General features: G+C 40.8%; 23 protein-coding genes. 12 read left to right on the top strand and 11 right to left on the bottom strand.

The annotated features are described in order from the left end of the window. Together QNI22_RS32005 and QNI22_RS32000 are read right to left on the bottom strand one after the other, a co-directional pair. Positions 1-661 (bottom strand): 3-keto-disaccharide hydrolase (locus QNI22_RS32005; RefSeq protein ID WP_314517318.1); only part of this gene is annotated, 661 nt, incomplete at its 3' end. A 729-nt stretch (positions 662-1,390) separates the two neighbouring features. Beyond that, complete coding sequence (locus tag QNI22_RS32000) at positions 1,391-3,475, bottom strand: alpha-L-fucosidase (RefSeq protein ID WP_314517316.1); 2,085 nt, start codon at positions 3,473-3,475, stop codon at positions 1,391-1,393. 499 nt (positions 3,476-3,974) lie between these two features. Here QNI22_RS32000 and QNI22_RS31995 point away from each other — a divergent pair, with 499 nt between their 5' ends. The 10 genes from QNI22_RS31995 to QNI22_RS31955 all read left to right on the top strand — a co-directional run bounded on the left by QNI22_RS31995 (position 3,975) and on the right by QNI22_RS31955 (position 10,485). After that, a complete protein-coding gene (locus QNI22_RS31995; protein WP_314517314.1) occupies positions 3,975-4,256 on the top strand; it encodes a hypothetical protein in 282 nt (93 codons plus the stop codon). Positions 4,257-4,264: 8 nt separating this feature from the next. Then, positions 4,265-4,408, top strand: a complete 144-nt coding sequence (locus QNI22_RS40400) for a winged helix-turn-helix transcriptional regulator (RefSeq protein WP_419836253.1) — start codon at positions 4,265-4,267, stop codon at positions 4,406-4,408. 1,097 nt (positions 4,409-5,505) lie between these two features. Then, positions 5,506-5,775 (top strand): SDR family NAD(P)-dependent oxidoreductase, encoded by a 270-nt coding sequence (locus QNI22_RS31990; RefSeq protein ID WP_314517313.1) that lies wholly within the window; start codon positions 5,506-5,508, stop codon positions 5,773-5,775. 10 nt (positions 5,776-5,785) lie between these two features. Next, positions 5,786-6,421, top strand: coding sequence for a TolC family protein (locus QNI22_RS31985; protein ID WP_474004536.1), 636 nt, complete (start codon positions 5,786-5,788; stop codon positions 6,419-6,421). 20 nt (positions 6,422-6,441) lie between these two features. Beyond that, entirely contained in the window at positions 6,442-6,669 is a 228-nt protein-coding gene (locus tag QNI22_RS31980; RefSeq protein ID WP_314517311.1) for a hypothetical protein, read from the top strand. After that, entirely contained in the window at positions 6,663-7,559 is an 897-nt protein-coding gene (locus QNI22_RS31975; RefSeq protein WP_314517308.1) for an efflux RND transporter periplasmic adaptor subunit, read from the top strand. Before QNI22_RS31980 ends, QNI22_RS31975 begins: the two co-directional genes overlap by 7 nt. Positions 7,560-7,561: 2 nt before the next feature. After that, positions 7,562-8,806, top strand: coding sequence for an ABC transporter permease (locus tag QNI22_RS31970; RefSeq protein ID WP_314517306.1), 1,245 nt, complete (start codon positions 7,562-7,564; stop codon positions 8,804-8,806). A gap of 39 nt (positions 8,807-8,845) precedes the next feature. Then, a complete protein-coding gene (locus QNI22_RS31965; protein WP_314517303.1) occupies positions 8,846-9,577 on the top strand; it encodes an ABC transporter ATP-binding protein in 732 nt (243 codons plus the stop codon). A 30-nt stretch (positions 9,578-9,607) separates the two neighbouring features. Next, positions 9,608-9,796, top strand: a complete 189-nt coding sequence (locus QNI22_RS31960) for a hypothetical protein (RefSeq protein WP_314517302.1) — start codon at positions 9,608-9,610, stop codon at positions 9,794-9,796. A 122-nt stretch (positions 9,797-9,918) separates the two neighbouring features. Continuing rightward, a complete protein-coding gene (locus tag QNI22_RS31955; RefSeq protein WP_314517326.1) occupies positions 9,919-10,485 on the top strand; it encodes a DUF6268 family outer membrane beta-barrel protein in 567 nt (188 codons plus the stop codon). 194 nt (positions 10,486-10,679) lie between these two features. Here the strand turns inward: QNI22_RS31955 and QNI22_RS31950 are convergent, their stop codons facing one another. The 3 genes from QNI22_RS31950 to QNI22_RS31940 all read right to left on the bottom strand — a co-directional run bounded on the left by QNI22_RS31950 (position 10,680) and on the right by QNI22_RS31940 (position 13,185). After that, complete coding sequence (locus QNI22_RS31950) at positions 10,680-11,387, bottom strand: hypothetical protein (protein WP_314517300.1); 708 nt, start codon at positions 11,385-11,387, stop codon at positions 10,680-10,682. 91 nt (positions 11,388-11,478) lie between these two features. Further along, positions 11,479-12,741: an aspartyl protease family protein gene (locus QNI22_RS31945; RefSeq protein ID WP_314517298.1), complete on the bottom strand. Its 1,263-nt coding sequence runs from the start codon at positions 12,739-12,741 to the stop codon at positions 11,479-11,481. A 30-nt stretch (positions 12,742-12,771) separates the two neighbouring features. Continuing rightward, positions 12,772-13,185, bottom strand: a complete 414-nt coding sequence (locus QNI22_RS31940; RefSeq protein ID WP_314517296.1) for a hypothetical protein — start codon at positions 13,183-13,185, stop codon at positions 12,772-12,774. A 208-nt stretch (positions 13,186-13,393) separates the two neighbouring features. Between QNI22_RS31940 and QNI22_RS31935 the strand changes: the two genes are divergently transcribed. Further along, complete coding sequence (locus tag QNI22_RS31935) at positions 13,394-13,666, top strand: hypothetical protein (RefSeq protein WP_314517294.1); 273 nt, start codon at positions 13,394-13,396, stop codon at positions 13,664-13,666. A 105-nt stretch (positions 13,667-13,771) separates the two neighbouring features. On the opposite strand, the gene QNI22_RS31930 is transcribed toward QNI22_RS31935, so the two are convergent. Genes QNI22_RS31930 through QNI22_RS31920 form a run of 3 tightly spaced genes read right to left on the bottom strand, consistent with a single transcriptional unit; the run spans position 13,772 to position 16,369 of the window. Then, complete coding sequence (locus QNI22_RS31930) at positions 13,772-14,608, bottom strand: CPBP family intramembrane glutamic endopeptidase (protein ID WP_314517292.1); 837 nt, start codon at positions 14,606-14,608, stop codon at positions 13,772-13,774. Between the two features lie 10 nt (positions 14,609-14,618). Further along, positions 14,619-15,353, bottom strand: coding sequence for a hypothetical protein (locus QNI22_RS31925; RefSeq protein WP_314517289.1), 735 nt, complete (start codon positions 15,351-15,353; stop codon positions 14,619-14,621). Between the two features lie 32 nt (positions 15,354-15,385). After that, complete coding sequence (locus tag QNI22_RS31920; RefSeq protein WP_314517288.1) at positions 15,386-16,369, bottom strand: alpha/beta hydrolase; 984 nt, start codon at positions 16,367-16,369, stop codon at positions 15,386-15,388. Positions 16,370-16,726: 357 nt separating this feature from the next. On the opposite strand from QNI22_RS31920, the gene QNI22_RS31915 reads away from it, so the two are divergent. Further along, on the top strand, positions 16,727-17,164 hold the full coding sequence (locus QNI22_RS31915; RefSeq protein ID WP_314517287.1) for a hypothetical protein: 438 nt from the start codon (positions 16,727-16,729) through the stop codon (positions 17,162-17,164). Between the two features lie 60 nt (positions 17,165-17,224). On the opposite strand, the gene QNI22_RS31910 is transcribed toward QNI22_RS31915, so the two are convergent. The 3 genes from QNI22_RS31910 to QNI22_RS31900 form a co-directional block, all read right to left on the bottom strand. Beyond that, a complete protein-coding gene (locus tag QNI22_RS31910; RefSeq protein ID WP_314517285.1) occupies positions 17,225-17,674 on the bottom strand; it encodes an LIC_13387 family protein in 450 nt (149 codons plus the stop codon). Positions 17,675-17,865: 191 nt separating this feature from the next. Then, a complete protein-coding gene (locus tag QNI22_RS31905; protein ID WP_314517283.1) occupies positions 17,866-18,687 on the bottom strand; it encodes a helix-turn-helix domain-containing protein in 822 nt (273 codons plus the stop codon). Between the two features lie 69 nt (positions 18,688-18,756). Next, complete coding sequence (locus QNI22_RS31900; protein WP_314517281.1) at positions 18,757-19,878, bottom strand: leucine-rich repeat domain-containing protein; 1,122 nt, start codon at positions 19,876-19,878, stop codon at positions 18,757-18,759. Positions 19,879-19,945 lie beyond the last annotated feature (67 nt).

Genomic DNA, 19,945 nt, shown 5'->3' with positions numbered 1-19,945 from the left:
GTACACGGCCTTCATTCCACTCGCCTATAGGCTTTGCAGCTTTATCTTTGGCTGTGATCAGATCATACAAGGAACCAACTGTACGATTGCCATCTCGGCCTTTTTTAGCATCCGGATGTTTATCGTCATCTAATACCTGAAACTCAAGTCCGAAGGCGGACCCTTTGGGTTTAGGTTGTTGTTCTACTACAAAATATTTAACACCACTATTGGCACCGTCTGTCAGTTTGAATTCAAAACGAAGGTCAAAATTGGTATACTCATCATTTGTCACAATGTCCCCTCCATGTTGGGATTCTGCTCCATTGGATGCTCCCACAGTGAGTGCGCCGTCTTTTACTGTCCAGCCTTTTTGGGGAAATGTTGTCATATAAGCTCCGCGCCAGCCATTGGTTGTTTTTCCGTCAAACAATAATTTCCATCCCTCTTTGGTTTCCTGTTCTGTTAGCTGATTAAAAGAATCGTTGGTGACAGTGGTTGGTTGTGTTACTGTATCTGCAGATGTTTGTATTGTATCTTCTTCTTTTATCTTTTTAGAAAAGCTGGTAAATGGGTACAAAGATTTCGGCGCGGCAAGCAGGGATGGAGATATCGCGCCTACTCCGGTGTATAGTACTGCCTGTTTTAGAAAATTTCTACGGGAAACGGATTGAAGTGTCATGGGGAGAAAAGGGTATGAATTAAATAAACTTAGACTATGAAAGATTCTAAAAAATATACTGTATAGTGAATTACTACCTTTTGTCTCTTAGTGAATATTGTTTCAGTAAAAAAATGGGTTTTGACATTTTTTACCTTTATCCATAGTAGGTTGCTTGTTGAGCTGCATTTTACGAAGTATCCAATTCCTTTAAATAGAATATACGTGTATTGTTGACAATTAAAATGCAAAAATTATAATTATCCTGGAAATAACAAATAACTTATTAATATTATTATTTTTTATTGGATAAATAGTAGCGTTTTAGGTGAGTTTATCAGGTGCAGGCCATATAAAAACGACTCTTCTCCTATAAACGACGGTATAAATTTTATTCTATGATAAGGTATGTAAATACCGAAGTAGGAATTTAAACACAGATAGAAAATAGCACCTATTTTCTATCTAACTAAAAATAATCCCACTATAGTAAGAAAACCATTGGTAGACCAGACTTTAGAGGTTGGTGGAATTGGGGTGGGCTGTTGTAGCCAAATCAAAAAGACGCTATCTGTTGCCACAACAATACAGCTAAAAAAGCGGAAAATCCTTGCTAGCCTGAACTAACAAGGGTTCTATTATTCTTTTAGTAACTATCAGCGCATGATGCGTGGGATATATAATTGTTTTCAGTTGACTTACTTAGTTGAAAACAGATCTGATATGAATCGACAAAGTCTATTACAGCCATCAACGAGTAATGAGGTCTATCTCTGCATAACCTGGTGCTGAACCTTCTCCAACAGTTTTTAGAGCCCGCAACCGGATATATCGGGCTTTGATCGGTTCAAATGTTTTGGTTTGCCAGAACGGATTGTTCCTGATATTTGAGAACTCGCCTTCACTTACCCGTTTCCAGCTTTTGTTATCTGCCGAAACCTCAAATTGATACCGGGTAATGATGCTGGCATCCGCCCACCAGTTCTGGTCTGGCAGGTAACTGAAGCCCTGCAAATACTCTTCTTTGCCCAGATCAATGACCAAATCGGCAGGCCGCTGGGCGCTTTTATCCCCATGCCATGAGGTGGCCGGATTGCCATCCACCACTTGATAAGCCTGCTGGGCATCTGAGCTTAAAATCTTCCAGGCTGTGCGCGCTATGTCAAATCTTTCTTCACTGGCAAGACTGCTTTGTTTGGTTGATGGATTGTAGGCGATCGCTTTTACTGCTGCTTTGCCTCCATTGGTTTTCACCGGAGTTGTATATTTATTTTTTCCTGGCATTGGTTTACTACCGTCAAGGGTGTAATACAGTTCCGACTCGCTGTCCCCTGCCCGCAAATGGACATTGCCCATCTGGTCACGGGTGATGATGGGTGGAGTCAGAATCAGAGGGGCTTTGTAGACTTCAAGGTTTGAAATCAACGGGCAAGCCTTGGCATCATCAATGGTCAGCTTTAGCTGAGTGGCTTCTACGGTCGGAAAGCGAAGAATGCGTTTATAGCCGATGGTGGTTTCTTTGGCAATTTCTTTCCACTGGCCATTCACCAATGCCTCGACCACAAACGATTTGACCCGCTGGCCCAAGGCTATGGGCTCTTGCAGTATCAATCGGTTGAAAGCTGTCGGTTGGGAAAAGGTCAGCGTCAGTGGAGCATGCGTGGTCTTCTCATTGGTAGCCCAGTAGCTTTCCGGATCGGTATCAATTGCCTTGCTGGCATCGAAGGCAGGGTTGTTTTCCCGTATGTTTGTGGATTTTGCCTGAGCTTTACCTGTCAGATTTACAGCAAAAGCCTCTTTGATCGCCTGGGCAAAATCCAAGGCAGCCTTTTGATCCTTTTCATGGATCAGACCATTGGGCATAACCGGAAAATTGAGCAGCAGTGTTGCATTCCGGCCAATGGAATGGTAATAGATGTCCATTAGCTCAGGAAGTGTTTTTACCTTTTTGTCTTCGCGTGGATGATAAAACCATTCGGGACGAATAGAGGTATTTACCTCCCCGGGCACCCATGCATTTCCATCCTCTACTCCATGGTGCAGCATTTTTTCAGAAACATCGCCGGTAGCGGGTAGTAAACTCCAGTTGGTCTGACCCACATACCCTGCTTCGGTACCCACCCAGCGAAGGTCAGCCCTCTCACCCCCGTCATTCCAGATGACAATCTTGGGCTGGAGTTTGCGTACCAGTTTATAGGTAGCAGGCCAGTCGTAATAGGTCCTGGCGTCGATTTTGCGTGTTTCATTTGCTCCGCCATAATACCCATCCCCTCCATTTGCCCCATCAAACCATACCTCAAAAATTTCGCCATAATTCGTTAATAATTCGGTGAGCTGGTTGCGGAAATAGGTGATGTATTCAGGCTTTCCATAGTCGGGATGATTTCTGTCCCAGGGCGAGAGGTATACGCCAAACTTTAACCCATATTCTTTGCAGGCATTGGCCAGTTGGCGTACAATATCGGCCTTCCCATTTTGCCAGGGAACATTTTTGACTGAGTATTCGGTGTATTGGGAAGGCCACAGACAAAATCCGCTGTGATGTTTGGCTGTAAAAATGATTCCTTTCATGCCCGCCTGTTTGCAAATGCGTGCCCATTGGCGGCAATCGATTTTTTCGGGGTTAAAAAGCCTGGGATCTTCATTACCAAAGCCCCAGGCCATATCGGTATAGGTGTTTATTGAAAAATGGATGAAGGCATAGTACTCCATTTTCTGCCATCTTACCTGGTTTTCGTTGGGGAGGGGACCTATGGGCTGGGGTGTGGATTGTGAAAAGCAACAAAAACCTGCCAGCAAACAAGGCCATAGCATACTAAAAAGGAATTTGGGCATAATCATATGGAATATAGTTAAGCGTAGTACATATAAGCGTAGTACAACGAACGCTACCAGGTCAGTTGAACGAATTCGGTTTAGGCTTGTCGTCTCTATTGTTTTGATGTCTATTTCGGAAGTTCAACGATTAAAAACAAATCTTTTTCACTTAATACGGTTTAATTTACAGTCTCGATTGCAGGTTTTAAAGTAAGCCAGTAACAAGTAGAACCTGGCTGGCATCTAGTACATTTTTCGATTTGGTCCCTGTCTGAATTTTGGAGGACCTTATAAGTCTTCTCCAGTTCCAAATTGAAAACTTAGAATTAATTTTCAGCGTTATCTTATCGAAGATAAGAATGCGTTAAAGATTACAAAGAAAAATCCAGCAGCAACTAAAAAAGCCAAAATGGTGAAGGTTAGTGTTGTCATAATAGAAGGGGTTAATAAATTTATGTTTTGTTAATCAGAGTGTATTATACAGGGAATTCCTTGACTAACCTCCTCGATTTACAGGATGCGACTTTGGTTAATAGCCTGTTACAGGATCTTTCCTTTATTTGAGTTCAGCTATGTGGTTACACTACTGTTTGTAGAAACCAAAGAACACAAAATCGGACAAATTGAGAGGGATATTATCTGGGAGCGTATCAAGGCAGGGCTTTTAGCGGACAGTGTAAAGGGACGGATGGATAAAAAGAAAGGACGTAGGCCAAAATCCATTAAAAAGCAGAAACCTCAGTTATACTTTATCAAGAAAAGAAAGCTGCGGAATAAATTGCCAGGATTATCGGTATAGGTTGGTAAATGGTTGACCAGTACTTGGAAACAACGGGGCAAAGGGATTTGGTTGAATATGAGCTTACAGAACATGGCAAAATGTTGTACACCGTTATTAAGGAGCTAGCGGATTGGGGAGTTGTAGACCACAAAAAAATAGTTGGTAAGTAATATCGGTAAGTAATTCGTTAGCAAGTACACCAATTGCCGACAAATACATGACTTAAACAAGTGTGCTTTTCGACCTATTAGGCCAGCCTAACAAGTTAGTGTATCTGTTCGAGCGAAGACATGTATTGACTCGGATGGATACATATGTTTTTTATAGCACTGAACGATAGTAAGCAGTATGTTAGAAGACTTTGGTACAAACTTCCTTTTGATGGTAGTACCGCCTATGAAACTGGTCTTATAAAACACGCAACAAGGGAATATGGACTCAGCTTAGGCGATTGTGCTTGCCTAGCATTGGCTAAAAAGCTCAATTGTCCAGCTATTACTACAGACCGGATATAGAGTACATTTTCAATTGGAATTAGAGTTGAAGTGCTCCAATGATTTGTGGTTTTTCAAAAGTTCGCTATTAAATATTTAAGCTAAGATGTTTTGTTTTTTGCTGTAAAATCCTTATTTATCAATATATTATAAAAATATGAGATACTTCTCTGTAGGGTAGGGTTCCGTTACAAATGGCCTGATTTTTACTCTAAACTCGAAAAACAGCCTTATCAAGCCGATACCGAGGACGTAGCAAGTAAAGGATGTATAATCAAAAAGGGTGTATAATTAGAAAGGCGTTTTTGGTGGCAGAAAACCGATTTTAAACACCTTTAATCCATTTTGTAAAGGAGTTTCTTTTTGATAATCTTTTGCATAATAAATTGATTATCAGGGCGCAAACTCCTTAGCTTAATTTTTCGTCTATTTAGCTATGCTGAATTCACGTTTGTAACCAGAACCTCGAGATGCAATTAGTTCAAGCAAAGCCATGATTGACACACCGTCAGGCCGGGCTATTTGTTCCAATCTTTTTTCGCACCTCAAAAAGGATTTCCCCTACTAACCCTACTAATACTAACTCTACTAAAACATTTGAAGCATCCTTTTCTCTATTAACTATACAAATCCATCCTTAGATCTCCTTTTTTCATCATTTTTTACCCTAATCGTTGATTTCGGCACAACGACCATTAATACGGCTACATCCATTTTTTTTTAGCACAGCATCTTTGTAGTGTAATTATTTAACAACAACAAAAATCAAAAAAATGGAAAACTCAAAAAAAGTTTGGTTTGTAACCGGTGCCTCAAAGGGATTAGGATTATCTCTTGTAAAAAAGTTGCTTTCAGAAGGCTACAAAGTAGCGGCTACCTCACGAAGTGCAGAATCATTAACCAAGGCGGTTGGTGCCGGCAATGCTGATTTTCTACCACTACCAGGTCAGCGAAACATCTGTCAATACAGCTTGTATCACCAGAAACAAAGCAGAACAAACATGGCAGGTTGCCCTATCCAACAAATTAGTATCTCTCAATAAATTAAAGGCATTGCTTGGACTATCTGTTCAGGAATCACTGGTCTTACATGAAACATTGTCAGATCCTGCTAGTCAGGCAGTATCCTTACAAAGCTCATCCCATCCGGAAGTGAAACTGGCTCATGCGCAATCTATGCTTGCTCACTCGGCATGGAAAGCCAGCAAAGCATCTTTTACTCCAATACTGTCGGCTGTTTATCAGTGGAATACACAGATCTCTGGAGACGAATTGCTAAAATTCGGAAATGCCAACACGCTACCTCAGCAATATTGGGGACTCCGTCTGAGTATACCCATCCTTGTCGGTTCATCCCGGCTTTTTCAGATCCAGAAATCACATATTGACTGGGAATTTAAACAAAAGAATTACCAAGCCATCCGGAAACAGGCAGATCTGGACGATGAAAACCTTCGTCTGGCTTATGACAATGCAGTAAGCGCACTTGGTAAATCCCGTCAGATCATGGATCTCTACCATCAGAATGATCAGCACGCAAGCCGTCAGCTCAATGAAGGAGTCCTCTCACTGGATGAACGTCTTCGTTATTTCTCAGACTACATTAGCGGACAAAATGATTACCTGACTAATCTGTCAGAGTACCTGATTCAGCATTATCGGATCCAGATTCAGAATAAAGTATTTTAATATTCACTTATTCAGTTTATATGAAAAGATCAGCATTTACCTATTGTTTATTTTTAATTCTGCTGACAAGTCTGGTGTTGGCGGGTTGTTCAGGTAAAAAGAAAAAAGAATGGGTCAGTCCCTCCATAGCTCCCATTACAGAAGCAGTCTTTGCGACAGGATATGTTGAGCCGGTTCACTTTTTCACACTGACAGCCTTTAATGAAGGGTATCTGAAAAAAGTTTTGTCAGAGAAGGAGATATGGTAAACGCGGATCAGGTTTTGTTTGTACAGGACCAGCAGACCAATACCATTCAGGAACAGGCAGCCCGAAGCAATTTGAACATAGCTCGTCAGAACGCGTCTGCTCACTCCCCAGTTTTGCAGGAACTTGAAGCACAACTGCGTTCGGCTGAAGAAAAACTGGCTTTGGATAAAGTTCAGTTAGAACGTATGCAAAAACTTGGTGCTACCCAATCGGTAGCCAGAGTAGAGGTAGACAAGGCACAACTTTCGTATGAAAGCTCTCTTCACAATGTAGAATCTATCAAAGCCAATATTTCCTCTACCCGATATAACCTTAAACAAGCACTCGTCAATAGCCAAAGTCAGTACCAGACTCTTAGCTCGACCAATAACTATTCCCGGTTAGTTTCTCCAGCACATTATAAAGTATATGAAATTTTCAAAAAAGAAGGGGAGTTGGTTCGCAAAGGCGAAGCTATTGCAACATTGGGCGATCCGGATCAAATGGTGATTACCCTGAATGTGGATGAGAACAGTATTTCTAAGGTCAGGGAAGAGCAAACTGTGTTAGTTGAGCTTAATACAGAAAAAGGAAAAACATTTACCGGAAAGATTTCAAGAGTATATCCCTATTTTAATGAAGAACTTCAGTCTTATAAGGTAGAAGCTGTTTTCGATAGTCTGCCCCATTCTCTGATTGCAGGTACACTGCTTCAGGCAAATATCATTGTTGACAAAAAAGAAAAAGCATTGCTTATTCCAAGAACCTGCCTTAGCCCTAATGGAAAGGTAATCCGAAAAGCAGAAAATCACAATGACACTGTCTTGATCCAGACAGGTATTGTCTCCACAGAATGGGTAGAGGTACGTAATGGTCTCCGGTCTACCGATCAGATACTTAAAACATACTAATCATGAAGGCAGGAATCAACACACAAATTGCTTTCACCTATCTGGTGAGTAGAAGAAAACAGACAGCACTAGCTGCTCTTGGCATTACCTTTGGAATTTCCATGTTCATTTTTATGAACTCACTGATTAGTGGCAACAATGACTATTTTGAAAAAGTTACGCTCAGCTCAACGCCGCATATACGACTTTACAGTGAAAATCAGATGAGTTCTCATGCCATGCTGAACAACTACCTGGGTACGGATAAGATCAATCTGATTAGTAATCCTAAGCTCGTCAACGCTGACAACCGGATTTACAACCCAAACTCAATATTGCATGCCATTAAGGGACACAAAGAAATCATTGCGATCTCACCACAAGTTACAGCTAATGTTATCTGTTCCAATGCCAGTATTCAAAAGAATGGGAATGTAGCCGGTGTAGATATTATAGAACAGGACAAAATGTTTGATATCACCTCCACAATGATTACTGGTACAGTAGAAGAACTTCAGAATACCCCCGATGGTAGTCTTATTGGAAACGGGATGGCCAAAGACTTGAATTTGAGTAAGGGAGACAATATCACCCTAACGGCCTCCAATGGAACCGTCAGACGTTTGCGGATAACAGGAATTTTCCAGACTACGATCAAAAGCATTGACAATACACGTTGTTACACCAATGTAAGCATTGCTCAGCAACTGCTGAAGAAGGATCGCAGCTACATTACAGATATTTACATTAATATAAAAAATTACACGAATGCACCAGCAGTCGGTAAACAACTGGAAGCCCTTATAGGGTATCAGGTAGAAGACTGGCAGAGCGCCAATGAACAATCCATTGCCGCCCGTATGATACGGGATGTCATTGCAAACTCGGTTGTGATTACTATTTTAATTGTAGCAGGCTTTGGGATTTATAACATTCTCAATATGACTATTTACGAAAAGATAAAAGAGATTGCAATTCTGAAAGCAACCGGATTTTCAGGTAAACATGTTGTTGCCATTTTTATTCAACAGGCATTATTTATCGGGTTTATCGGGGGAATTCTTGGAATAGGTCTTGGATGGTTGATTTCGCTGGTGGTTTCGAAGTTCTATATCGGACTGGGCAATGTATTGTATCTACCCATTGCTTTTCATTTGAAGCATTATCTGCAAGGATTTTCATTTGGGATCATCACTGCTTTTTTTGCAGGTTATATTCCTGCACGAAAAGCTTCCCAGGTAGATCCAGTCTCTATCATTCGTGGCTGATCTCTTACATCAATCCTCTTTGACATCACCCTTTATTTTATGAACGATTCTCAATCTGCAACTATACGTCAGATACACTCTCGTATACTGGCCTTAAAAGCAGAGTCCATTTCAAAGTTTTTCTATACACCCGATCCATTTCAGGTACTTCGGGAAGTAAGTTTTCAGGTACAGACAGGTGAGTTTGTATCTATCATAGGCAAGTCAGGGAGTGGAAAATCGACCTTGTTGTATATTCTCTCTACCATGGATACGGATTATGAAGGTACACTGATGTTGAATGAAGAAAAGGTTACTGGCAAAACCCAAAATGAGTTGGCGGCCTTTCGAAACAAACATCTGGGATTTGTATTTCAGTTTCACTACCTGCTATCTGACTTCTCCTGTTTAAAAAATGTGATGATCCCTGCATCCAGACTTGGTCATTATTCAGAAGAGGAAATCGAACACCGGGCGTATGAAAAGCTTAAGATGTTAGGAGTGGCAGAACAGGCACTAAAACCAGCTTCTAAAATTTCTGGAGGACAGCAGCAACGGGTTGCAATTGCCCGGGCATTGATTAATGAACCTAGTATTGTGATGGGAGACGAACCCACAGGAAATCTGGATAGTAAAAACACAGCCATTGTCTTTGACATGTTTATGCAACTTAGCAAAGAGTATGGCAAAACCATTATCACAGTGACCCATGATACCGATTTTGCCAGTAAGTCGGACCGGATTATTGAGATGATGGATGGAAAAATTATTCCTCTCTCCTCTATACACTAATAAGCAGGTATCCAATTATAAAAACTTTTTATGAAACCTATACTTGTCTTGTTTCTCTTGCTAGTACCACTATTGACATGGCCTCAGGAATTTGAGCCAGCAGATATACACTATTCCCTCTCTCCTATTCACTCAAACCAAAAGTCCGAATTTATTCAGCAGGTAACCGTTAAACTTCGCATGCCCTTTGTTGCAGGAAAAAAAAACGATTTCTGTTAGGGCCGTTGTATGAGGTAATGTGGTTGGGAAAAACGGTGGTCAATCAACAGGCTCTTCATAGACTGTCTCTTCAGATGGCCTGGCAACGTACCATCCGACAAAACTTTTCATTTGCCTGAACGATCACACCCGGCGTTTATTCCGACTTCAAAGATATCAGCAGGGAAGACATCCGATTTGCCACTGGATTTCGGTTCAGACGTATTCTTTCTGAACGAACCAGTATTGGCTTTGGGGCAGGCTATGCCCGGCAATTTTTTGGAAATGTGATCATGCCGTTTCTTGAAGTAAACTGGAAAATCAATGATCAATGGACGCTGTCGGGCCTGTTTCCCATTAAGCCAAAACTGGAATATCAACTAAACAAGCGGGTTTCATTAGGAGCCCAGATTCTGGTAGATAACTCGTCAAGCCGACTGAGTAGAAAATACAATGAGAGTCAGATTGTACAATTCAAGCAATGGAATGCACAACTATATACAGAGTATACCATTTACAAAAACATTTATTTCTCTATTGTAGCAGGATATGTATTCCGACGCAAAATTCAATTATATGATCAGAACATGCGAGTGCCCTGGACTATTTTTACATTCCCCATTGGAGGCGAAAAAACAGCGATTCGCACCTTAACAGGCAACGGATATATTCTCCAGGCAGGATTGTCTATTAAGTTGAAAAACGACTAAGTAAACTTATTGCTTTTATCCTGAACTATACTTTATAACCCATTTTGCTTAATCCAGACTTACCTTATTCTCCCGATATGTAGCCATCTTTGAAAAGGAACTACTTAAAATCAACGTTCAGGAGGGAGACATTCACAGACGCTCCTGAACGTCATAAACAAAACAACTTTCAACTAATAGCATAGTCTCTCCGTCTACTCCTGCTGATAAACTCCTGTAAGAGAAGCGTCTGGAAGACACACACAGAAATAAGCATCAGAAAGCATAAACACCTGCAGCGTTTTATCACCAAACCAGAAGATGGCCTGACAAGCCCCCAGCGAGTTCTCGAATAGAATATCCTCAAAGTAGCCAATGCCTTTTTTAAAGAATAGCGTACCTGCTGTATTGCAACCCATTCCTTCAGAGTTACCTGTTTTTATATCTGTTGTAAAATCATAGTGAACTGCGTCTGTCTTTTTAAATGAGATATAGCCATAAACTGTGTCATTCCCATAGGAATAAGCACTTGCTGGACTTCTGAAAGCTTTTGGAGACTCTGTACGTTGAAATACCAGGGAAGTTTTATCTTTTTTGTACAGAGTCAATATATTGTAAATTCCGATTCCTGATGGAGTAGAGCTTATCCCTTTCCACGCCAATGTTGCAAACAGCGAATCCTGTAATGGTATCTTCTGGTTTTGCCAATGAGCTTCGTCATCTGTTTTCAGCAAATGCACATGCTGGTTCTCTTCTAACAGAAAAAATCCTGCCCCTTCCTGAGGAAAAACCACAATAAGTTTTTGTCCGGGAGCATTAACAGATGTATAATAGGCAACTTCAAAGCGTTGTTTTGTGTGCAGGCTTGTGCTAAAGCCATATTGAGAAAAAAGAAGAAATAGTAAAATGCGTTTCCAATACATATGGTAAAGATTTTGAGTTGGGTCATAATAGACAGATCAGATAGCTTTTAAAAAGTATATAAGACAACTTTATAATAAAAACAGGAAACAGTTACTTAAACTGAATGGACATAGAAGCAAAACTGATTATCATCTTATCAAATCTACGGATCAGATCCTGTCCGATGTTTCCTGAAAGATGTCCTTCATCTGCTTTAATCACATCTGTATATACCTGTACTGAATCCATTCTGAGAACTTTGTTATTAATAGTGGGTGAAAATGTAATCTGATAGCCTTGTTTGCGAATAGTACCACCAGCCCCTCCAAATTGTAACTCCTGTATCTTGTAGTTCTGCTCAATATCTTTCTGATGCTTTAAAAAATACGTTCGATACAGAATGGTAGTGTTTGCACCCGTATCAAAGGTATAGCTATCACCATTTAGTTCGATGATCGGAGTCAGAAAGTCAAGTGCCATGTTCTGACTGGCATATATTGTAGATTTCAAAGGCACAATGAGTTCTTCAGACTTCGTGATCTGTATCTCTCTCAGAGCCTCAATGACAGGAAATCCGATAATGCCATGCATTTGATACTGAATGGCAGGTACAGCAAGTGCAGAGTCCGGAAATACCAGAAAAACGGCATTACGAACCTGAATATGTCCCAGATTTATTTCCGGACAAACGGCGATATGTGATTTTACGGTGTTGCCAGTAATGGCAGTCACATCAATAACACCTTCCAGGAACTGCATTCCAAATTTTTTGGCCATTGATTCGGTTACTGTAGACAGGTTAGCCCCTGTATCAAAAATAAAGGCTGAACTGTCCTTTCCATGTGTAACCCGGATAGTAGCCAGTCCAGCCTTATCTCTTTTTATCTTTAAGGCAGTTTCTTCTGTAATTCGGATTTGTTGTTTAGGCTGTCCGGACAACGCTTTCCATATGAGACGGGTATTGGCAAAATCCTGCTTCTCTTCGTTAGTCATAAACTGGCTATACGAGTTAAGTAACTGGTCTATAACAGCAAAGGCTTCTTTGTACTCATATAGCTTCCCATGATTTATCTGTCGAATACTATATAACTTGTATTTTACTGAATCAGACATACTATGGTTATACTTCTGAAAGAGCAATTCGATTTTCTGATTTGAGGATTTTAACCGGTTAAAGATATGATCGATATTGGCTTCTGTAATAAGCCGATTCACCTCGCTCAGGGAAGATTTCTTGGAATGATAGAGATCCCGGGCTGCAAAAAAATCTTTCTGAGCAAGTAGGTTATTTGTCCTCACAAATGCATTGGAAGACTGAGCCTGACAAGTGATTATTGTAAAAAAATACAACAGAAGAATAATACTTTTTTTCATTGCAGATAGTTTGTATGATATAGATAGATGTTAGGCTTCAGGCATCAGACGAAGCCGTTGCTCGTTCTGATATACATATACTCCATCCGGAATAAGCAGGAGTATAACTCTTATAAATTCCTTATAACAATCACAGGAAAGCTGTTGCTGGTATGCAACAATAGTAGTTAGGATCTGCTCAAACCACACACCGGGAAAAAATATAAAATTGATACGTCCAATCTGATCTTCGATCAGCAACTCAATGGCCTCCTCTTCTGCATTATACAACACAATCAGAAAAGAAGAGTGAGCATAATAGTCGAAAACCGCTTCATAGGGCACCCACCATCCGCTTTCAAGCAAGAGGTTGGTTTTACGCCCCTCCCACCCTGCCTTTTCCAGATGCAGGCTTACCTGGGCTAGTTGCCATCTGTGCAGTACCTCCAACTCTGACTTACGCATGGTTTATCTTTTTTCTGAAATGACCTTTCACAGACAGAACCTCTCTATCCGGAATGGCTGCAAGGTATGTAACTGCTGCATTACCTTAAAAAAAAAGACCATATACAAAGTATATACAAGTCGTAAAAAAGCCGCAAATTCTGCTCTTATCCCTGCTTTACAAGTATATTGCCGTCTTTAATCATAAAGTAGTAATCCTACCAGATGTATGTCTGCTTCCAGTGACTCATTATTTAGCCAGCTAATCAGGTTTATACTGTCAGCCTTTCTTACTATTCTTTTATTAATAGCAGGGACCGCTTTCTTTTTTAAGATTTTTATGGACTGGCTGGCAGCGGTACTTATACTAAGCCTGGCAGGTATATCCTGGCTTTGCATCCGGGGACAACAAAAGGCCATTGGGTGGGGAATCGTAGCTGGGCTAGGCATTGCTTTGTTTATTCTGATTGTTGCTCTCTCAGGTCTTAACTATGTTCGATGACATACTCTGCTGGTTGATTGTACTTTGGTGATCTGTCACAATAGGTATCAAAAGACCAAACACCAGACTATGTCTGTACGGCCTTCTGATCAGGTCTGGGTACAACTAGCTTGTATACTGACAAACGCGGTCTTTTCGGGCAAGGTGTTCAGCCCCAAAACGCTGAGTTACAAGAAAGCCAAGTATTGTAATCAGCATACCATTGTAGCTGGTCAGATTCGGATTGGCAAAGTCGGATGTAAACGCAATGTCCATCGTTCCATGAAAAACAGCACAGACCAGTACACTTCCGCTGGAAGAGTTAAAAAAACAGGTAAACAGAATGCTACCCAACAATAGGCTGAACAACCAGCCTGCAACTCCGAAAATATCCATATGGTAATAACCACTCAACGGATAGAAAAACAATGGCCAGTGCCAGATAGCCCAGAATACAGACAAAAGAATGCTTGCTTTCATGGCACTCATCTCACTTTGCAGTCGTGGTAGCACAAATCCTCTCCACCCCATTTCTTCTCCTAATCCAATTACCAGGATGTTTATCCCTACAAACTCAGGCACAGAAAGGCCAGGTATTTCACGGGATGTACCCAGTCCTTGAAATGAAAACGATGTTTGATTAACAACTACGCTAATAAGAATAGAGAATGTAAGCAGCACGAAGGGAAGAAAACAAGCCAGAGTCAATGGCCAGGGGTCTGTTCCGGTTCGTGTCACTCGTTGTCTCAGTATCTGCAATCCAGCCTTTCCATTTACAAAATAGGTAGCAAGAAGAGAGGCCAGTAAGGGTCCCCAGGAACCGGCCAGATGAAATACCGGACTTGTATGCCAGGAAGAAGGAAACAGAGCTCCAGCATAATAAGGCGACCAGATAAGCCAGGTAATCCCATAAATTAACAGAAAAAAAACAGACAGGTCACGAAAGAGGGAATACTTCAGCATACAATGTATTTTACCAGTGGTGAACAATACTTATACTTCCAAAAAAAGGAAGAATGCCTACATCAGGCAACGAAATAATGTGCAAAGGACCCGGAGTGCTTTGGAAACCGCCATTTAGATGAAACGAATAGGATTTAAGTGAATAGCCTGCTGCAGCCCCCAGCCGGATAACTGATCCATGCAAAGCAACCCATCCATTAACAGGTCCCTGACCTAAACTCCCATCTTTATATCTGTCTTTAAACGTATCCTCGATATATTCGCTATGATGCAGATGAACTACAGGCTTATATTGCCAGCCCAACCATGCCCCTGCATACCAGCGATTAGCCCGATAGCCGGGCAACAAAACCAACTCTGTTCCCAAAGTAGTAAGCCGGGCATTGGTGTTTCGGGTGGTAGCCAGCGTGCCGGATAAAGCCACTGTAACGCCCCATTGGTTGCGGATAGTCAAATAATCTGCAATACCTATTCCTGCTTCAAATGTATCGGGATGCTTTACTAAAAATATGGGTGTTCGCAAACTAGCCATCAACAATGGAGTATGTTTCCCTTTGGGTGCCAGTTGCCAGCCACCAGTAACCCCAGCCTTCAGCGTTGGATTGCCATTAACTTCCAATCCGGCAAAGTGAGGTTTGGACTGCGCCTGTACAGGCAACTGATATACCTGAGCCTGTACCCTGACAGATACACTCAATACAATACAAAAAACACAATAGTAAAGTAATGTATAATATAATTTCATGACAGAAAGAAGTTAGACAGGAAAACATAGAATTACTGATACTCATACAAATAGCTTTTCATTGCCTGTATGGTCTGTTCAAATTGCTCGGCCAGATACCGATGCCCTGCACTTTCGATCTTCACCACTTTTGCATTCGTAAACAATGGCTGGTTGTAGGTAATCTGATTACGATACCCAAGACCACTACATGTTCCCCCCAAAATCAATACTTCGTTGGTATAGACCTTTAATCCTTCAGAAAAATCATACGTAAAGCCACTCTGTGCATTTCCCATTCGTTTGTTGCGTATCATTTCTACAAATCCCCCAATTCGCCATACAGGCCAGGCAGGAGGATTATTTCGGTCGCAAAAATATTTGGTCATATTTGACCTGAGCATCATTAAAGCTCTGTAATCAAGCTCTTCGTGCGTTTTAGCGGGTAAGACATCATTCATTTGCGCCATCTCATTCCAACCATTGTTCGTATAATCAAACTCAACGAGTTCTTTCCATATTTTATCCATTGCTGAACCTTGCAGCACAATCGGCTCACCCAGTATCAGCTGACGCACCTGCTCAGGATGCCGGGCAGAAAACGCAGCAGCAGTTCCTCCCCCCATAGAATGAGCATATAATGTAATCGGGCGATTGGGAGCAAATCGAGCCTTTACCTGCTCCACTTCCTCTACCTGAGATGCAAATGTAAACTCAGCTTCTGTAATCCGTTCAGAGAGTCCACACCCCCGCTGACTCCACATTACTATAAAATACCGGTCAGACAATATCTGTAGTACCCGGTAGCTACGAATTTCATCATAGCTTCCATGTAATACAAATAAGGGCGGATTTTCAGGATTACCATATGTAAAGCAATGAAGGCTACGGGTGTGCCCCGCAACGCTCACATTGATCTGTGATAAGGTGGGGTCCTGATCTACTGTAGGAGGCACTAATGTACCTGGTTCATCGATTGACTGACACGAGCCTCCCAGTATTAGCATAAATAAAAAAAGAAGTCGATAGTATAACATGGTAAACAGGTTGTATATATGTCGAAAGTACAATTCACAACTTGGTTGCTAAATGATTAGAATCCGTTATATCATTGACTTTTAAACAAATTCTATTTGATTTTCTCCAACAATTATATCTGAAAGCTTCATTTTTTTGATTCATCTATCAGAATGGTAGAATTATCTATATCATTCAAGAAAACTTCCTTCTCCATTGTTCTGTTTCCTGATTTGCTTTACCTTAGGGCTTTCTTTGGTATATAATCCATTCGTTTTGTGACCATTCGCATTCTGAAAGACAAGTATGATTTCTTTTATGATTTAGATGATCTATTCTATCTGGCACAGGAAGGAGAAACCTGAACCGATCGCTGGTTGATAGAGGGAACTAACCGATCTGTTCAGCCAGGTGATATTATACTAATCATAGTACCTGAAAATCACAAAGCAACAGTCTTCGCCAGAGGGCATGTTGTTTCCGCTAATTCTGACGATCAGCGGAAACAGAAGGCCGCAGACAATGAAGGACTTAGCGAAGCCTATTGTACCAATTACTGGGAAGATCATCAGTTACAGGTAGATGATGTAGCCCCTCTGTGTATCCGGATACAGATTGATACAGTAGTAAATCCTGAACATTGCTTTTCTCTCTCCTCCCTACCCAATGCCTCTTCTGTTCAAAATCATCTGGACACTCTTCAATCAGGTGATAGACTGGACACAGCTCTGGCATCTCTGATTCTGGAAGAATGGGAAAAACATATTGAATCTTTGACAGAAAAAGGACTATCGATTCGAATAACAAACGAATAATCATTTTCTTTTCATAAACCTGACAAATGCGGTCCATATCGATAGATAGACCGCATTTTTTTAAGAAATGGAAGGGTCAGTTATATTTTGTTGGTTAAAAGCCCGAAAGCATGTCCAGCCAATTAGAATACCAGCAAGTAAACAGGTTACAGCAGGCACGATAAAGAAATAAAAAGCACTCAAAACAGCAAACACCCAAAAACATCCCATAATGGGAATTAATAGCGAAATACAGAGAGATTTGTGCTCTTCGATATTACCAGAAATCTGCCACAACAGTATAGTCAGCAGTACCAATATAACAATCAGAAACAAACTTATCCCTTCATAATTATCCCCTAAGCTTCGTAATGAACCGCCATAGTCAAATGCCTGCTCATCCATCTGGCGCAGAATGGACTTCTTGATGGGGTCGGTAGTATCTTTTCGGGTATAATGTCCAATGGTATGTCCAATGGCAAAGAAAAGGCTGAGTCCGGCAGAGAGTCGGAGTAAAAGTTTGGCTTTCATCGAGTAAGGATAGTTAGATAAAAAATAAACACGTTTGTTTCGTTATGCTGAAAACTGATCTTATTTCGGTTTAGGCACTCTATTGTTTCGTACAGAAATAAGGTTTAGTGTACAGACACAAAGATGGACAGAACAAAACCAGTAGTATTGTAAAAAAGGGAAATACGCTGACATGGCTTCATTCCCAAGCCTTATTCTTTGTAAAAAATCCGCCCAAACTCATTGTCTGTTTCAGCATAACGCACTGGAGAATATCCCGTAAACCGTTTGAAGTCTTTGATAAAATGCGACTGGTCATAATAGTACTTATACAGTTCTTCTTTGTAAAAAGCAGACGAAGATGTTCTGGCCCACAATTGGTAAAATTGCTGAAACCGGACAATAGCCGCCAGTGTTTTAGGCGACATGCCGATGTATTCATTAAACAACAGGCTCAGATAGCGTTTGGAATAACCTGTTTTTTGTTCGAGTGTCTTAATTTCAATTTGTCCTTTCGATTTCAGAATTGTATCAGTTAAAAAGTCTACAATTACCTGATGCTGATTGAGAGTCTGTAGTTGAGACAACAGAAATTGCTGAATCTGTTGAATCTTCGCTGCTAAGGAGTCCGTATTACCAATTTGTTCCTGAATGTTTTTTCCTGATGTGCCATATAACTGCTCGAAACTTATTATCTGGTTGCAAACCTCCTGCATGGCTATTTTAGCAAATCGATAAGCTCCGGCAGGAGTAAGTTCGATGATGACGGTTCCTGTCTTACGGGTCGTTGAACTGATAACCACCGATTTATCCCAATTACCAACAAAGTGAATTTCTCCTTCCCTTCGCTCCCGGATCCCTGATTCATCCTTTGCAACTAATCCGTTCAGATAAGGAATGATGATTTTAGCTTTACCATTGGGCACAATGATTCTGCTACTGGTATAGGGCACACCAAAGTCACTCTCAAAGACCCAGAACGAATCAATAAAAGGACAAAGCGGAAGCAAAGGTGTGATAGATTGTAAAAACATGAGAGTGATTAAAAATACAGCGTAATTAGCTAACCGATCTTCAAAACAATTCCATTCAAACCAAACACATCAAAATACCATATATAAAGGTAAAGCTTCTTTTAGCCTTCTCTCGATTTCACCAGAAGGTATTACACCGCCTAATCGCACTTTCCGGAGCGTTTTCATCTCGCGGATCACTGAAAAATACTTTTCTACCAAGGCTTCGGGTAGTGACAGATACTCCAGTTGAGTGAGTTTTCCAAGCCAGGATAATACAATGTCCTCTTTTGTATCAATAGTTAATGATTTCAGGGATGACAAATGCCCCAGATCTGGTAGTTCTACATCCTGCATTAGAGTAAGTGTTACTTCTTGCAATTGGGACAGTTCTTTCAGAAAGGCAAAGGAAATCGGTTTGACTTCATCCAGATCCAGGTGTGTTAGTTGGGGCAAGTGAACAAGTGGTTCAAGGGATGTTATAGGTGATTGTTTCAGATTGAGTTTTTTCAAGGTTTTCAACTCTTGAATACCTTCTAACGTTTGTAAGCGTGAATTCGCAGCATCCAAATGTTCTAGTGTCCCGTTCAATACTTCAATTCCTGAGAGCTTTTCTATCAATGACAATCGTATACTCAGTTGTTGTAATTGGGTATATTCCCTCAGAAAATGTAGTGAGGTTACAACTTTGTTGTATCCGCAAGAAAGTTTCTGTAGTTGGGTAAATAGTGCCAGTTCTTCCATTCCTTTTCCAGGTTCATGCAAAAGAGTATTCAATTCGCAGGTCAACTGCTGTAGTTGAGGAAGCTGAGCCAGAGGGGCTATAGAAGCCGGTCTATAACAAGCAACAGAAAAGATTTTCAGATTATTTAGCCCGGATAAATACTTGTAATCATTTGCGTGAATATCACTAGCCTCAATAGTTTTCAGGTATTGCAACTGCGATAATGACTCAAAAGAAGAAAACTCCTGAAACGAACAATCCAAGTCTTCCAGATATGTTAACCTACGTAATGGCTCCAGGGTATCAATATACGCATTTGTATAGTTGCCACCGAGATGTAGGTGAGTGATACAAAGAACCTGATTAATAACTGATGACAAGTTTTCTTCAGTTACAGATTTCTCAGAATACCCACAATTGTCAAGAAGATGGCGTTTCCACTCCTTGCTTAAGCTATCCCACCAGCTATGCGAGCGTTTTCGTCTCATTGGAGAATGATTGTTAAGTATTTAGAATATTCAGAGAAGGTGGTTATTGGTTTTAGGTGTCTAAATA

The sequence above is a fragment of the Xanthocytophaga agilis genome (assembly GCF_030068605.1).
Classification (GTDB): domain Bacteria; phylum Bacteroidota; class Bacteroidia; order Cytophagales; family 172606-1; genus Xanthocytophaga; species Xanthocytophaga agilis.
Note: the sequence above shows the minus strand (reverse complement) of the source record. Positions and strands in the feature narration are given on the sequence as shown.

What these genes read in the sequence shown, in the direction of transcription:
- QNI22_RS32000 (WP_314517316.1), bottom strand. Translation starts at nt 3,475, where the DNA reads ATGCCCAAATTCCTTTTTAGTATGCTATGGCCTTGTTTGCTGGCAGGT.
- QNI22_RS31995 (WP_314517314.1), top strand. Translation starts at nt 3,975, where the DNA reads ATGCGACTTTGGTTAATAGCCTGTTACAGGATCTTTCCTTTATTTGAG.
- QNI22_RS40400 (WP_419836253.1), top strand. Translation starts at nt 4,265, where the DNA reads ATGGTTGACCAGTACTTGGAAACAACGGGGCAAAGGGATTTGGTTGAA.
- QNI22_RS31990 (WP_314517313.1), top strand. Translation starts at nt 5,506, where the DNA reads ATGGAAAACTCAAAAAAAGTTTGGTTTGTAACCGGTGCCTCAAAGGGA.
- QNI22_RS31980 (WP_314517311.1), top strand. Translation starts at nt 6,442, where the DNA reads ATGAAAAGATCAGCATTTACCTATTGTTTATTTTTAATTCTGCTGACA.
- QNI22_RS31975 (WP_314517308.1), top strand. Translation starts at nt 6,663, where the DNA reads ATGGTAAACGCGGATCAGGTTTTGTTTGTACAGGACCAGCAGACCAAT.
- QNI22_RS31970 (WP_314517306.1), top strand. Translation starts at nt 7,562, where the DNA reads ATGAAGGCAGGAATCAACACACAAATTGCTTTCACCTATCTGGTGAGT.
- QNI22_RS31965 (WP_314517303.1), top strand. Translation starts at nt 8,846, where the DNA reads ATGAACGATTCTCAATCTGCAACTATACGTCAGATACACTCTCGTATA.
- QNI22_RS31960 (WP_314517302.1), top strand. Translation starts at nt 9,608, where the DNA reads ATGAAACCTATACTTGTCTTGTTTCTCTTGCTAGTACCACTATTGACA.
- QNI22_RS31950 (WP_314517300.1), bottom strand. Translation starts at nt 11,387, where the DNA reads ATGTATTGGAAACGCATTTTACTATTTCTTCTTTTTTCTCAATATGGC.
- QNI22_RS31945 (WP_314517298.1), bottom strand. Translation starts at nt 12,741, where the DNA reads ATGAAAAAAAGTATTATTCTTCTGTTGTATTTTTTTACAATAATCACT.
- QNI22_RS31940 (WP_314517296.1), bottom strand. Translation starts at nt 13,185, where the DNA reads ATGCGTAAGTCAGAGTTGGAGGTACTGCACAGATGGCAACTAGCCCAG.
- QNI22_RS31935 (WP_314517294.1), top strand. Translation starts at nt 13,394, where the DNA reads ATGTCTGCTTCCAGTGACTCATTATTTAGCCAGCTAATCAGGTTTATA.
- QNI22_RS31930 (WP_314517292.1), bottom strand. Translation starts at nt 14,608, where the DNA reads ATGCTGAAGTATTCCCTCTTTCGTGACCTGTCTGTTTTTTTTCTGTTA.
- QNI22_RS31925 (WP_314517289.1), bottom strand. Translation starts at nt 15,353, where the DNA reads ATGAAATTATATTATACATTACTTTACTATTGTGTTTTTTGTATTGTA.
- QNI22_RS31920 (WP_314517288.1), bottom strand. Translation starts at nt 16,369, where the DNA reads ATGTTATACTATCGACTTCTTTTTTTATTTATGCTAATACTGGGAGGC.
- QNI22_RS31910 (WP_314517285.1), bottom strand. Translation starts at nt 17,674, where the DNA reads ATGAAAGCCAAACTTTTACTCCGACTCTCTGCCGGACTCAGCCTTTTC.
- QNI22_RS31905 (WP_314517283.1), bottom strand. Translation starts at nt 18,687, where the DNA reads ATGTTTTTACAATCTATCACACCTTTGCTTCCGCTTTGTCCTTTTATT.
- QNI22_RS31900 (WP_314517281.1), bottom strand. Translation starts at nt 19,878, where the DNA reads ATGAGACGAAAACGCTCGCATAGCTGGTGGGATAGCTTAAGCAAGGAG.